9 protein-coding genes and 2 pseudogenes are annotated in these 15840 nt (G+C 44.8%); all 11 read left to right on the top strand.

The features are described from left to right. Nucleotides 1–308: pseudogene (locus ASD40_RS39060) on the top strand (CARDB domain-containing protein); the annotation flags it as partial. A gap of 1 nt (nt 309) precedes the next feature. Continuing rightward, a partial coding sequence (locus ASD40_RS11580; RefSeq protein ID WP_442952652.1) for a CARDB domain-containing protein occupies nt 310–2654 on the top strand: 2345 nt, incomplete at its 5' end. Nucleotides 2655–3245: 591 nt separating this feature from the next. Next, a pseudogene (locus tag ASD40_RS11570) lies at nt 3246–3808 on the top strand (galactose-binding domain-containing protein); the annotation flags it as partial. A gap of 460 nt (nt 3809–4268) precedes the next feature. Continuing rightward, on the top strand, nt 4269–4631 hold the full coding sequence (locus tag ASD40_RS38550; protein WP_057303440.1) for a discoidin domain-containing protein: 363 nt from the start codon (nt 4269–4271) through the stop codon (nt 4629–4631). A gap of 31 nt (nt 4632–4662) precedes the next feature. Beyond that, nucleotides 4663–7464, top strand: coding sequence for a CARDB domain-containing protein (locus tag ASD40_RS11555; protein WP_057303439.1), 2802 nt, complete (start codon nt 4663–4665; stop codon nt 7462–7464). Between the two features lie 228 nt (nt 7465–7692). After that, nucleotides 7693–9015 (top strand): response regulator, encoded by a 1323-nt coding sequence (locus tag ASD40_RS11550; RefSeq protein ID WP_057303438.1) that lies wholly within the window; start codon nt 7693–7695, stop codon nt 9013–9015. A gap of 111 nt (nt 9016–9126) precedes the next feature. Continuing rightward, nucleotides 9127–10548, top strand: coding sequence for an ABC transporter substrate-binding protein (locus tag ASD40_RS11545; protein WP_057303437.1), 1422 nt, complete (start codon nt 9127–9129; stop codon nt 10546–10548). Between the two features lie 103 nt (nt 10549–10651). Further along, the gene (locus ASD40_RS11540; RefSeq protein WP_057303436.1) at nt 10652–11563 is read left to right on the top strand and encodes a carbohydrate ABC transporter permease; all 912 of its coding nucleotides are present in this window, start codon (nt 10652–10654) and stop codon (nt 11561–11563) included. Continuing rightward, nucleotides 11560–12441 carry a carbohydrate ABC transporter permease gene (locus ASD40_RS11535; RefSeq protein WP_057303435.1) on the top strand — a complete coding sequence of 294 codons (882 nt, stop codon included), beginning with the start codon at nt 11560–11562 and terminating at the stop codon, nt 12439–12441. Before ASD40_RS11540 ends, ASD40_RS11535 begins: the two co-directional genes overlap by 4 nt. 148 nt (nt 12442–12589) lie before the next feature. After that, the gene (locus ASD40_RS11530; protein ID WP_235549225.1) at nt 12590–14362 is read left to right on the top strand and encodes a sensor histidine kinase; all 1773 of its coding nucleotides are present in this window, start codon (nt 12590–12592) and stop codon (nt 14360–14362) included. A 377-nt stretch (nt 14363–14739) separates the two neighbouring features. After that, nucleotides 14740–15498: a class I SAM-dependent methyltransferase gene (locus tag ASD40_RS11525; RefSeq protein ID WP_057303433.1), complete on the top strand. Its 759-nt coding sequence runs from the start codon at nt 14740–14742 to the stop codon at nt 15496–15498. Nucleotides 15499–15840: the final 342 nt, after the last annotated feature.

The following is a 15840-nucleotide window of genomic DNA, read 5'->3' as shown; positions in this document are numbered from 1 at the left end:
CATTCACGACGCTTGTTTCTCCCGCTACATACACGTTTAATCCGTCTTCCGGCAACGTGCTCACAATTCCTGTGACAGCGACAGTCAGCGACGTACAATTGAAAATCACGGCGAACTCCGGTGCGCCGGGGGCTCAAGTTGCCGAGTTTGAAGTCATCGGTACCCCAGCTCCGAATCCGGATCTGACGATCACTGGCATGTCATGGACGCCGAATTCGCCAATTGAAACCGACGCCATTACACTTAACGCTGTTGTGAAAAATATCGGCACCGCCTCCTCAACGGCGACAACCGTTAACTTTTACGTANTGACGATCACCGGCCTGACTTGGACGCCGAATTCGCCAATTGAAACCGACGCCATTACACTTAACGCTGTTGTGAAAAATATCGGCACCGCCTCCTCAACGGCGACAACCGTTAACTTTTACGTAGGCACGACGAAAGTCGGATCTGCCCCAGTAGCAGCTTTAGCTGTAGGTGCAACGGCTAACGTGTCAGTAAACATCGCAGCCCAAGTGGCAGGCAGCTACACACCGACAGCGAAAGTGGACGAGGAGAATGCCGTCATCGAGCTGAATGAAAGCAATAACAGCTACACAAGCAGCTCCAACTTGGTTGTTAATACGGTTCCGAGCTCTGATTTGGTAGGTACCGCTTCATCGGCACCAAGTAATCCAGTAGCCAGCAATAATGTATCCTTTACTGTAAATCTGAAAAACCAAGGCAACATCGCTTCTGCGAGCGGCGCTCATGCCCTGACCTTAGTTCTTAAGAACTCTGCTGGTGCAATCATTCAAACATTTACTGGATCCTATAGCGGTGCCATCGCAGCGGGAGCATCCGTCAATGTGAATATGGGAACTTGGATAGCTGTTAATGGCAGCTACACATTAACCACGACGGTTGCGGTCGATGCTAACGAAGTAAGCATCAAACAAGCAAACAACACAAGTTTGACAAGCCTTTATTCGGGACGGGGCGCTAATATGCCTTTTACCGTTATTGAAGCGGAATTGCCTTCCAATGCCACAAACGGAACGAGATTGGTTCCGAACTTTACACCTGGCGACTTTGCCGGTGAAGCCTCCGGACGATCGGCGGTTTATCTGGACACAAATGGCGAATATGTCGAGTTTACGCTGACCTCACCGGCCAACGCTTTCGTTCTGCGTAATGCCGTTGCTGAAAATACGACGGGAACCGTCAGTATTTATGCCGATGGTGTAAGTAAAGGCAAATTCAGCGTATCCTCTAAGTTCTCTTACTTGTATGCTACGCCTACTACGCTTGGTCGACTCGGTTATGATAATTCGGGTACGAAAGCTTACTGGCTCTATGAAGATTCCCAACTGATGCTCGACCAAGTCTATCCGGCAGGAACGAAGATCAAAATCCAGAAGGATGCCGGTGACATTTCTTGGATCTACGTAGACATGATCGAAACGGAAAACGTCGCTCCGGCTGCTTCCAACCCCGATCCGAGTAAATACGTCCAGGTTACGGCATCGAAATCGATCGATCAAGCATTGAATGAATTTAGACAAGATACAACAAAGAAAGGGATCTTCATACCAGCTGGCTCTTGGACAATCAATAGCAAAATCTTCATTTACGGACGCGCAACTGAAATCATCGGCGCGGGCCCATGGTATACAAAGCTGACGGCACCACAGGATCAATCCAACACAGATGTTGGCTTTAATATTGCTGCGACCGCGAATGGCTCAACCATCAGAGACTTATCCGCTTGGGGTAACTATCAGTACAGAGTGGATGGACCTGGTAAATTCATCGATGGTAATGGCATGCAAAACGTAACGATTCAAAACATCTGGGCGGAGCACTTCGTCTGCTTGTATTGGGGAGTTGGCGCTTCTAACAATACGTTCAAAAACAACCGGATTAAAAACACATTTGCAGACGGAATCAACATGACCAACGGTTCCAACAACAACATAATCGACAACAACTACGCGAGGGCAACCGGCGACGATTCCTTCGCAGAGTTCAGCGCGGTTGATGCCGGTGGATCGTATAATGTAGGCAACAAGTTCACTAACCTTACCGCGGTTACTGTAAGACGTGCGGCTGCTTTTGCGGCGTACGGCGGTTCGGATAACTTGTTCCAGAACCTCTACGGCGCAGATACGTTGACGTATCCGGGTCTAACGATCAGCAGCTTGAGCTTTGGTTACAATACTTTGGGCTTTGGTGACGTGGATACCGTATTCGACGGCATCACTCTGGACCGTACAGGCGGAGATTTCTGGACCAGTGTAGGAGCAGACGACAAGATCAACGATTACCAGAACTTCGGAGCAATCTGGTTCTATGTCGGTGATCGTGCATTCAAGAATATCGTGGTCAAAAATGTCGACATCAACAACTCAGTGTATTTCGGGCTGATGTTCCAGAATATGTATCCGAATGCGCTTGCAATGCAAAACGTTCGCATAGAGAACGTCAACATCAATAATCCGACCCGCTACGGCATCAAGCTTGTTGCTAGAGCGGAGCAAGGCCAAGGACCGGTAGTCGGTGCGGCAAGCTTTACTAATGTAAAAATCAATAATCCTGGTGTTACAGCTATCTATGGTGAATCATTGAGCCCGAACTTTACGGTCAATAGAGTTGCCGGCAACAACTGGTGATGTGGCTTAATTAATCGACAAACAGCTTACTCGGATAACCGAGTAAGCTGTTTTTGTTCGTAGATAAGAAAGTATAAATTTTTATGCTTTTGCTTCGCATCTACCTTGACAAACGCGCTCGTCCCTGAAGGACGACGGAGTCGTTTATCCTTGAACCATCGCACCCCGTTCAAGATGTGCACCAATGTGTGAACGAAACAGCCTGCTTGGTTAAGCGTTAGTGATCGTCATTGACGTGTTACAGTATAAAGAAATCTTCCTTGAATTGTATGAATTTCGTAATTTTGCACACGAACTAAGTAAGGAAGCACATCGTGCTCTCGTTCACTTGTTTGTTATGATTAAGATAGCGGCCGTCGCTNAATTGTATGAATTTCGTAATTTTGCACACGAACTAAGTAAGGAAGCACATCGTGCTCTCGTTCACTTGTTTGTTATGATTAAGATAGCGGCCGTCGCTAKGATAGGAGGTGGAGGTTAGTAATTAAGCGGCCTCAATCTAATCGCTKAAGGAGTGGGAAGCGCTTTCATTATTTTTGTAACAGGTACCTGCAAATTTTACATGTTTACTAATAAGGAGGTTTAATTCTAATGAAGTTGCAGTTCAATCGAGTTCATAAGTCAAAAAGCATGCTTGTCGCTCTCATTTTGGCGGTATTGTTCGCYCAGTTAGGAATAGCAGTGCCAGCTGCTYTTGCAGCCACGAATCTATCGGCAGGCAAACCAGTCACCGYTACTGGCTATAACGATGTCTATGTGGCGACTAACGTCAAYGACGGCAATCAAGCCACATACTGGGAAAGCACGAATAATGCATTTCCCCAATCGATTCGCGTAGACTTGGGAAGCACGTATTCCGTCAATCAGGTCGTGCTGAAGCTTCCTGTYGGCTGGGRAACGCGGACCCAAACGCTTTCCGTACTCGGTAGCTTGAATGATTCTACATATACCAATCTCACAGGCTCAGCTAGCTATACATTTAATCCTACAAGCAACAACATTGTGACCATTAATTTCACGGCAGCTTCTGCCCGATATGTCAAATTGACAGTCACCGCCAATACAGGCTGGCCTGCTGCGCAGCTTTCCGAATTTGAAGTATACGGAGCCGCGACTGGGGATACACAGGCGCCGACTGCACCAGCAAATTTGGCNCACCGCCAATACAGGCTGGCCTGCTGCGCAGCTTTCCGAATTTGAAGTATACGGAGCCGCGACTGGGGATACACAGGCGCCGACTGCACCAGCAAATTTGGCGTATACGACGCCTGCTTCTGGTCAAATTAAATTGACGTGGAACGCTTCAACGGATAACGTCGGCGTAACCAGCTACGACATCTACGCGAATGGCAGTCTGCGCGGAAGTGTAGCTGGAAATGTGCTGACTTACACCGATAACCAACCGGATACGGCCACGGTCAGTTACTACGTTACATCGAAAGATGCAGCAGGCAACGTTTCTGCCGCAAGCAATACGGTAACGCGTAACGGCAGTGTCGCAAGCGGCACCAACCTCGCTGTGGGCAAAACGATCACAGCATCGTCAAGCACGCAAACNCCGCAAGCAATACGGTAACGCGTAACGGCAGTGTCGCAAGCGGCACCAACCTCGCTGTGGGCAAAACGATCACAGCATCGTCAAGCACGCAAACATTTRTCGCAACAAATGCGAATGACGGCAGTGCCTCTACATACTGGGAGAGTGGTTCCGGTGCTTATCCGGCTACGCTTGCCGTTAGCTTGGGCGCAAATGCTTCCATCTCGTCTGTTGCTGTCAAGCTGAACCCAGACCCGGTGTGGGCAACGCGTACGCAAACGATCGAAGTGTTGGGAAAAGCGCAAGGCAGCACGGCATTCACGACGCTTGTTTCTCCCGCTACATACACGTTTAATCCGTCTTCCGGCAACGTGCTCACAATTCCTGTGACAGCGACAGTCAGCGACGTACAATGCCGCAAGCAATACGGTAACGCGTAACGGCAGTGTCGCAAGCGGCACCAACCTCGCTGTGGGCAAAACGATCACAGCATCGTCAAGCACGCAAACATTTATCGCAACAAATGCGAATGACGGCAGTGCCACTACATACTGGGAGAGCGCTTCCGGTGCTTATCCGGCTACGCTTGCCGTAAGCTTGGGCGCAAATGCTTCCATCTCGTCTGTTGCTGTCAAGCTGAACCCAGACTCGGTGTGGGCAACGCGTACGCAAATGATTGAAGTGTTGGGAAAAGCGCAAGGCAGCACGRCATTCACGACGCTTGTTTCTCCCGCTACATACACGTTTAATCCGTCTTCCGGCAACGTGCTCACAATTCCTGTGACAGCGACAGTCAGCGACGTACAATTGAAAATCACGGCGAACTCYGGTGCGCCGGGGGCTCAAGTTGCCGAGTTTGAAGTCATCGGTACCCCAGCTCCGAATCCGGATCTGACGATCACCGGCCTGACTTGGACGCCGAATTCGCCAATTGAAACCGACGCCATTACACTTAACGCTGTTGTGAAAAATATCGGCACCGCCTCCTCAACGGCGACAACCGTTAACTTTTACGTARGCACGACGAAAGTCGGATCTGCCCCAGTAGCAGCTTTAGCAGCAGGTGCAACGGCTAACGTGTCAGTAAACATCGCAGCCCAAGTGGCAGGCAGCTACACACCGACAGCGAAAGTGGACGAGGAGAATGCCGTCACCGAGCTGAATGAAAGCAATAACAGCTACACAAGCAGCTCCAACTTGGTTGTTAATGCGGTTCCGAGCTCTGATTTGGTAGCAACGGCTTCATGGGCACCAAGCAATCCAGTAGCCGGCAATAACGTATCATTTACTGTAAATCTGAAAAACCAAGGCAACATAGCTTCCGCAAACGGCGCTCATAACGTCTCCGTAGCTCTTCAAAATTCTTCTGGTTCAGCCATTCAAACATTTACTGGCTCTTATAGCGGTGCCATCGCAGCGGGAGCATCCGTTAATGTAGCCCTTACTGGTACATGGACCGCAGTAAATGGCAGTTTCACGGTAGTTGCAACGGTTGCAGCCGATGCGAATGAAGTAAGTATGAAACAAGCAAACAACACTAGCACTACAAGCCTTGTTGTCTATGCTGCACGTGGTGCGAGCATGCCATATACCCGATATGATACGCAGGATGCATCCATCGGTGGTGGTGCCAATGTGAAGTCCGCACCTACATTTGATCAATCGCTTACCGCATCTGAAGCTTCTGGTCAAAGCTATGTAGCTCTTCCTTCGAACGGCTCCTTTGCGCAATGGGCAATCAGACAGGGGGAAGGCGGAGCAGGTGTAACCATGAGATTTACGATGCCAGATTCGAGTAACGGCATGGGATTGAACGGTTCGCTTGACGTTTATGTAAATGGCGTTAAAACCAAAACCGTTTCATTGACATCCTACTATAGCTGGCAATATTTCTCCAGTGACCAGCCTGCAAATGCGCCTGGCGGTGGACGTCCGCTTTTCCGTTTTGATGAAGTGCACTTTAAACTGGATACAGCCCTCCACCAAGGAGATACGATCCGTATACAGAAGAACAATGGAGACAGCTTAGAATATGGCGTTGACTTCCTCGAAATTGAGGCAATTCCTACCGCTATTTCACGTCCGGCTAACTCGGTCTCTGTAACCGATTACGGTGCCGTTCCGAACGATGGACTAGATGATCTTGCAGCTTTTAACTCTGCTGTCAGTGCAGCTGTTTCATCTGGAAAAACGTTGTACATTCCAGAAGGAACGTTCCATCTTAGCAGCATGTGGCAGATCGGTACTGCCAGCAACATGATTAATAACCTAACAATTACGGGTGCAGGCATTTGGTTTACAAACATCCTATTTACGAATTCAAATGCGGCTGGCGGCGGCATCTCGTTCCGTATCAGCGGTCAACTTGATTTCAGCAACGTATATATGAACTCGAATCTCCGTTCGCGTTATAACCAAAATGCCATATACAAGGCATTTATGGATAACTTCGGGACAAACTCCAGAATTCACGACATCTGGGAAGAACACTTTGAATGTGGTTTCTGGGTAGCCGATTATGCTCACACGCCAGCTATTCATGCCGATGGTCTGCTGATTGAAAACAGCCGCGTCAGAAACAATCTTGCCGACGGCATTAACTTCTGTCAAGGAACGAGCAACTCAACAGTACGCAATTCAAGCTTGCGCAATAACGGCGATGATGCTCTCGCTGTTTGGACAGATAACACCAATGGCGCTGTAATGGGTGTAAATGATACCTTCACCTTCAACACAATTGAGAATAACTGGCGCGCAGGTGCTATTGCATTCTTCGGAGGAAGCGGACACAAAGCTACTAACAACTTAATTGTAGATACTGTTGGTGGTTCCGGTTTCCGAATGAACACTGTATTCCCGGGTTACCATTTCCAAAACAACACCGGTATCGTGTTCTCGGATAATACCCTAATTAACACGGGTACTAGTCAAGATCTTTACAATGGGGAACGTGGTGCGATCGATCTAGAAGCTTCCTCGGATCCTATACAAAACCTGACTGTCTCCAACGTTACTATTCTTAACACGCAACGCGATGCAGTTCAATTTGGTTATAGTGGAGGATTCCAGAATATCAACTTTAATAACGTTACTATTGACGGTACTGGTCTCGATGGGGTGACAACTTCACGCTTTGCAGGACAACATAAAGGTGCTGCTATCTATACGTACACGAATAATGGTTCCGCAACGTTTACTGGATTGACGACCAAGAATATTGCTTATCCTAGTCTTTACTTCATTCAGACCGGTTTTAATTTAACAATTAAATAAGTCAAATTCATGTTTGTCGGCGGCGAGGAGGTTATTTAAACTCCTCGTCTTTGTAATCCACTTAAGTCCGAGCCAGCAATATAGTCCGATTAGGATCCAGGCTGTTTAAATTGTTTATCCTCACAATTCGGAACATAAGACACAATAACCGTAATAAAACACATGTTAATTGCCATTTGTTGTACAATAAAATGGTATTGATGCATAAAAGGATAGTGAGGTGGCCGCATGGTTAATATTTTGGTTGTAGATGACGAGCCGATGATTTGTAAAGGCGTGGCTACTATATTGAAACAGTCGAATCTGGACATCGCTGAGGTTTTTATCGCATATAACGGTTTTGAAGCGTTGGATTTTATACATTTGGAGAAAATCGATCTTGTTTTTACGGATATACAGATGGAAAAGATGAACGGTATTGAATTAATTGAAAATATATTCATGGAAGATCCTACGATTCCAATCGTCATTTTATCCGCCCATGGCGAGTTTGAGTACGCACAGAAGGCGATCCGTTTCGGAGCCAAGGAATATTTGGTCAAGCCGATAACGCCGCCTCATCTCATTTCGGTAGCAGCTAAGTTGCTGGGGGAGAAGAAAGAGAAGCAGCGGCATTTCTCGAATTGGGAGAGCAGCCGAACCCTGTCAGAGCATACGTCGCTCGAGATGAATTATTACTTGAATGAGCTTGTCACCGGAACGGTCCATGAGTCCGAGGTACCTGCCATTATGGAGAAGCTTGGAACCCGAATGAGGGGTACGCATTACAGCATGTTAGTGATCAAATTATCCCTAGATCGAGGCGGCATTCATGATCAGGAAATATCGACGCTGAAGGACCGTAGTCTTCTGAAGTACGCCGCTTTGAATATTATTGAGGAGACCGTGAATCAGTGGTGTCATCTTGTTTTTAATAATCATAATTCTACTTTCTCCTTGCTGCTGCAAATTCCTGAAGAGGAGATTAGGGGCTCTCATAGCATTAATCATTTGTTGATGGTCGCCCAGATGAGTCACACGAATTTGCAGAAATACGTCAATGTCAAATGTCAGATTGGGATCAGCCGCATTCGGGAGGGTATCACACAGCTGCCTGTTATCTATCAAGAAGCTCTGGAGAGCTTGGCTTGGAGCGAAAAACACAAAGGGCATCACATGTTCTACATTGAGGATATCGGCAAAACGACGAACGAGCAGAATTTAACAAACACGCAGGTTGATGAGGCTAATAACCGAATTGTTTATGAGACAAAAACCTATATTGAAGGACACTTCTGTGATAAAGGCCTGAAGCTACAAGATATCGCCGATGCTGTGCATTTAAGCCCTAATTATTTGAGTTATTTGTTTAAAAAAGTGATGGGAGTCAACATTTGGGATTATGTGACCAAGCTTCGTATGGAAAAAGGGAAGCAATTGATTCTGACCACGGACAAACGCAGGTACGAAATTTCAGAGGAAATCGGTTACGAATCACCAGAGCATTTCAGTAAAATTTTTAAAAAACATTTCGGGTTGAATATATCGGAGTTAAAACATACGGGTCCGTAAGATGCGACATGATTAGCGTAACAGGACACATCGTCGTTCTTGGCGGTTCCCTTTATAATCGAAAGTGTAGGAACTAACATTTGATGAAACGATTCGAAAGGGGAACCAAACATGAAAGCTAAAAAGGCTTCAGCCATCAGTGCGATTGCACTGACCGTTTTACTCGCAGGATGTGGTACGAACAGTACCACGACTAGCACAACAAGCAGTCCCGCCTCAGCAAAGGAAACAGCAGCAGCAACAGCAACGCCTGCAGCCAAAAAAGTGACAATTACAGCCCAAGGCTTCAAGCCTGACCAGAAGGAAAAGAATGACCAGCTTGACCAGCGGATCAGCCGCTTTAAGGCGAAAACCCCGAATGTTGATTTTAAGAAAGACGACTGGCAGTACAACCCGTTGGAAATTGGGATCAAAATGGCTTCGAATAGCGCGCCAACCGAATATACGACGTATGCAACAGAAGGTAAAGTGCTCGTTGACAAGAAATGGGTCGCTGATATTACCGATTCGATTAATGCCTGGGAACATGCTAAGGACATGAATGATCTTCTTTCCAAACCGTTTGTGGTGAATGGTAAAACGTATGGAGTGCCCATCGACGGTTACGTGATGACCATTACGCTGAACAAGAAGCTTTTCAAAGATAAAGGTGTCGAGCTGCCTCCAATGGATTGGACGTGGGACGATCTGTTAACGGCAGCGAGAAAGATTAATGATCCGGCCAAAGGCATCGCGGGCTTTATTCCAATGGGTAAAGGACCGGAAGCAGGCTGGAACTGGACGAATTTCCTTTATGCAGCTGGCGGCGATGTGCAGAAGCTCGATAACGGGAAAGTGGTAAGCGTGTTCAATTCTGATGCTGGTGTGAAGGCGCTTGAATTTTATAAAAAGTTAAAAGACGAGAACTTAATTCCTCAGAACTGGGCCTTAGGGTATGGCGACGCATTGAGCGCTTTCTCCCAAGGACGCGGTGCGATGGTGATGTGCGGAAGCGGCAACGCGGCTGATGCAGCGATCAATGAAGGCGGTATCAGCAAAGAGGATATGGTCGTATATCCAATGCCTTCGATGACGAAAGGCGGCAAGCATACGGGCGTTCTTGGCGGTAACTATCGTGTTATCAATCCGAAGAGTGATAAGGATCAACAGCAAGTTGCTTTCAAATGGATTACGGATGAGTACTTCACAGACGACTTCTTGAATTCCACGAAAAAAGAAATCGAAGACCGTAAAGGTAAAAATCGTGTCTACATTCCACAACCGATTAATTACTGGAAGGATTCCTCCGATTTCGGCAAAAAGTATACCGATTTACTGGCCAAATATGACAACGTATTTAAATATGACCCGCAATTGCTGAGCCTATGGGATGGCAAGCCTGAAGCGCAGTATGAAGCACAGAAATATTATACCGAGATGGCCAATGTGATCCAAAAAGTGTTCACAACCAAAGATGTTGATTTGAAAAAGACGTTGGCTGATGCTTCGAATAAAGTGCAAACAGAAGTATTTGACAAAGTGAAAGTCGAGTAGCACCGGAAAATCGGATCTAAGCCGTTTAGCGGTTTAGGTCCGATTTTATAAGTTTATGCTTGCGAAGTAAGTTTTCTAACGAAAACTTTAAGGAGTGTTCAACATGGCAGCAGAATTGAGTGTACGGCCTGTCGTAGCGAGTAGTACGGTGAAGAAGAAAATCAACTGGTATTTGTGGGGGACGCTGTTTGTCCTTCCTGAAATGGTGTTATTTATTGTATTTTTATGGGTGCCGATTTTTAAAGGGATTTTCTACAGCTTTTACAATATTGATTTTGTCGATGGCAATCATTTCATTGGCTTGGCTAACTATGTAAGTATTTTTCAAGATGGACTGCTAATCACCTCGATTACAAATACGCTGTACTATATGGGCTTAGGCGTCCTACTCGGATTCTGGGTACCGCCGCTTATCGCAATCGTTGTCTCCGAATTGAAATGGTTTCAAGGCGCAGCCCGTATAATTGGCTATTTGCCAAGCGCTGTTCCAGCCATCGTGCTCTATGGGATGTGGCAGTGGTTTTTTGATGCCGTTGGCCCAATTAACAGCCTGTTACAAACGTTCGGTATCCCAAAAGTGGAGTTCTTCAGTCCGAAGATGGCCATGGGTTCGATTGTTCTGCTAGAAACGTGGCAAAGCTTTGGCGCAGCCACTCTCATTTATATCGCTGCAGTCGTGGGTATTCCGAGGGACATATACGAAGCGGCTGAGATCGATGGCGCCAGTGTCTGGCAGCGTATCCGTCATATCACCTTGCCAAGTATCAAGACGTTGATGCTGCTTCTGCTTCTCTTGCAGTTGATCACAACTTCACAGGGTTTTCAAGCGCAATTATCGATGACCGATGGTGGCCCGAATAATGCGACGCTTACGTACTTGCTGTGGATGAATCATACGGCGTTCCGTGATCTTGATTTTGGCAAAGCGAGTGCAATGGGCAGCTTAATGTTTTTCGTTTTAATTTTACTTTCCGTGCTATACAATTTGCTGCAGCGTAGAGGTGAGAAGGCATGAAGCGGGATGAACGTGGCATTATATCGCCATATGATATGAAAAAAGGTTCTGTGAAAACCGGTTACACCCTCATGGTACTGCTGATGATCGTCATTGGCATTACGACGTTATACCCGTTTTTTAATACCTTTTTTGGTTCGCTCAAAACACGGGAGGAATTCTTTGCTTTTCCACCGACCTTTTTTCCGAAAAGCTGGATTTGGACTAATTACAATGATGCGTGGAACGGGTTCGATTTACCCTTACTGACTTTCTTGAAGAATACCCTATTCATCTACATGGGAAATGTCGTGTGCTCGCTGCTGTTAATTGGTTTAGCGGCCTACGCACTGTCACATTTGAAGGTACCGTTCAAGAGATGGGTGACGCTGTTTTTCTTGGCTACATTGTTGATACCGCCCGCCACGTATATTGTTCCTAACTTTATGAACCTGAAAAGCTTGGGCATGATCAATACGTACTGGGCCTTCTGGCTGCCGGCGGCGGCGAACGCGTACTTCATGCTTCTGCTCAAAAACTTCTTCGATGGCATCCACAAAGAAATTCTGGAAGCAGCGAGAATCGACGGAGCGAGTGAATTCAATTCATTCATTAAAATTGCTGTTCCACTCTCTACACCCATTATCGGGACCCTGCTGATTCTGTCCTTCTCAACAACATGGAACGATTTCTATTGGCCTAGCATTGTAATGACGGAAAAGGAGATGTACCCGCTTGCCACAGGGATTTATCGGTATGTGGTGTACTCAACATCAGTTATTCCGTGGAGTGTGCGGTTTGCTATCTTGACGATGGCGATGCTGCCGCCAGTTGTGTTTTTTCTCATTTTCCAAAAATTTATCATTCGTGGATTAACCGTTTCCAGTGTCAAGGGTTAGGTCAAAGAACGCCCCTCAGAATGCTTATTCTGATGGCGTTTTCTTTGGCTTAAAGGAGATTGTGGCCGTAATAGCGAAGCTAAGTATGAATGAGACGGCTGGGAGGAATAATTTCCGAGGATACAGCTTGAAAGGAAGGAATGTCGGTATGCGAAAAATGCTGCGTAATATGAATTTGATGAAAAAGTTGATCGTACTACTCATCTTATTCGTCGTCATCCCGATATTAGTATTGGATTTGTTTGTAGCTAAGAAGCTGGAGTCCATTACGGAAGAGCAGGTGGGGAACGCGCTGCTCCAGTTAGTGCGAGGAAGTCATTTGACACTAGATAGAGAGAGCAGTGATTTCGAGGAAAAGACAGAGAAAATCATGATATCTCAGGAAATCCAACAGCTTGCAAGCATCCCGTCCTCATCGGAGTATGAACGATTTGAAATTTTTAAAGCCCTTGATAAATATTTGAACAACTATTCGACGAGTGCGGTGCGATATTCGCTGTTTTTTTCGGATACAGATAAGCAGTATTCGTTTGTCCCCAATCCGGATCTTCTGAACAATGGTATTTTTTATTCAACAGACTTGAATGCGCTCTCTTGGTATAAGGAAGTGAGTCAGGCCAAGGGGGAGGGGGTTATTCGTGTTATTGATAAATTCGGATACAACCCTAATAATTTACAAACTGTTGCCTATATGCGCCAATTAAATAGCATTTATAACGGGGAAAGTGTGATTGGTTATTTGGTTGTATCTGGCATTGATACACCTCTTCAGTTGGATTTTTCACCTTTTGACAAGTATGCGGATGCGGAATTGATGTTGTTAAACCAAGACAATGAGGTGCTCGCGACGAATACAACCAATTTTGAGATCGGATCCTCGGTACATGTTCCGGCTAATCAAGTAGAAGGGGTTTATAAGCTGAAAGAGGCTGATCATGAGTTCATGTGCGTTCTTCATACAAGTGAATATTCGAAAACGAAATTGCTCATGCGAGTTCCTGTTCAGTCGATTATTATCGATCATATTAGTGTGCAGCGATTGGTTGATTGGATCATGGTTATTTATTTCTTTATCTTGATTTTGGCGAGTATATACTTTATCCAGTCGATCTTGAAACCGATCTCTCGATTAGCCCGCATCACGAATTCTTATCATCCAGGTAGACCCTTAGCTATTTCCTTACACTCGGATAGCAAAAATGAGATTGTTTTACTCAATAATCATTTTATACGCATGACTGATCGCTTGAATCAAACGATTTATGACCAATATGAACTCGAACTGAAGCATAAGGAGATTGAATTATCTATTCTTCATACACAAATTAATCCGCACTTGCTCTACAACACCTTGGAATCTGTATATTGGCATACGCTAATGGAAGGGGCAGCAGAGTCTGCTGAAATGATCAAGGATTTATCGCTAATTATGCGAATTGGGCTCAGCAAAGGGAAACTTTTAATTCCGGTTATGGAGGAAATCAATCACGCGGAGGCTTATGTTCGCTTGCAGCTATTCCGCTATGAATATGCCTTTCAAGTCCATTGGGATATTGAAGAGGGAGCGAAGCGATTTGTCATGCCGAAGGTCGTTCTTCAGCCGATTATTGAGAATGCGATTCTGCACGGGATTAAGAACATGAGCCAGGATGGGGAATTATGGATTTCGGTAAAAAGCGCGGATGATAATGTCATCATCAGTGTAGAAGATAACGGTTATCGCCAGGTGGATATCGAGATGATGAATGGTATCCTGCAGGGTAAGGAAAATAATCGAGGCTTCGGAATTATTAATGTTCAGAAGCGGATTCAGCTGCATTTCGGCGAAAACTACGGTTTACATTACAGCTTTAGAAAAGATCAAGGTGTACGAGCTTGGATCGAGCTCCCAGCTGTACTTGACGAGAATGAATTGAAATAGCTCCATTATCTGGGGCGCTGCCATTTCTTCCGATAAGCTACTTTTTTTATTAAACTAACGGGAGTATAGCGTGGTGGAAGGGCTATTTATTATTGCTCCCTTTGTGATACGGGTCACCGCGAAATATCCGATTGTTTCGCGGATCAGTTGTCTGATTACATATTTCAAATGTTGTAAAGCAATTTTGAAATATTTCAGAAATGCTAAGCGAAATTTATGACACTATGAGTGAAATTTGAAGCGAAATGATATAGCATAATGTTCCAATAAATGGTATTATGTATTTTTCTTTTGAGTTGTATGCGGTTTCTTTTATTAAACATGCTTGTCAAGACAGGAAATCAAAATAGATTAATAGGAAGGGAGATTCGACTAATATGAATGAACAAAGTGCTAAAAATAAGATAGCTTGGGAACATCGAGCATATGAATTTTGGAACAGACGAGATGGTTCACCTAAGGATAAGGCAAAACAAATATTGGTGAATCCCAAGGCACAGCTAAAAAAACATAAGCAATATTTTGAACAGATTGCTGGAAAAAAGATTGCTAATCTTTGTGGTTCAAATGGAAGAAAAGCAGTCCCGTTAGCACTGTTAGGCGCAGATGTAACAGTATTTGATATATCGGAAGAAAATAAAAAGTATGCCCTAGAACTGGCGGATTCCGCCAATGTATCTATACAATATGTTATTACTGATATCTATGATATAGACTTAGAAAAGTATAGAGGTCATTTTGACATGCTATACTTAGAAGGTGGAATATTACACTATTTCAATGACATTAAAAAATTCATGTCTCTTCTTTTTTCATTACTTAAAGATAATGGTGTAATGGTTCTAAGTGACTTTCATCCCTTAAGAAGGTGTATCGTTTCTAACTCTAAAACCGAATATCAAATCCAACAAAGTTACTTTGACGAAGAATTACATAGTGGGGATGTAGCATATAAACATTATTTCGATGAACATGAACAAGAAGACTTTCCAGATGTTTCGATTAGGCTTTATACCCTTAGCGAAATAATAAATTCCGTTATTACATCTGGCTTTAATTTAAAGAAATTTGATGAGCATCGTGGTTGGGAAAATGAAAACATTCCATGGGAATTTACAATTGTGGCTAATAAATAAAAGGAAAGTTCTATCCAAAGAAGAACCACTCCATTGTCGGAGTGGCTTCTTCTTTATATAATAATGTATATTTTGTGTTCACACTGTACTTTGTGCTTAGATACATTACGGTGACCCGTAACATAAATAAAAGTCAGTTCATTGAGCTAACGGAAACGATAGCTAGGTATGCGAAGGAATGTCCAAATTAGGATATTCCTTATTTTTGTTGAGGAGTAGGAGTGGCTTCTACCTTACTTATTTATATTGGGTGAAATAATATTATTTTAAACAAATTACTAATATTTTCCTAATATTTTTGAGTTAAAATACTAATTAGAGGTATCAACTTACGAAATATAA

Source organism: Paenibacillus sp. Root444D2 (assembly GCF_001426375.1).
Classification (GTDB): domain Bacteria; phylum Bacillota; class Bacilli; order Paenibacillales; family NBRC-103111; genus Paenibacillus_E.
Note: the sequence above shows the minus strand (reverse complement) of the source record. Positions and strands in the feature narration are given on the sequence as shown.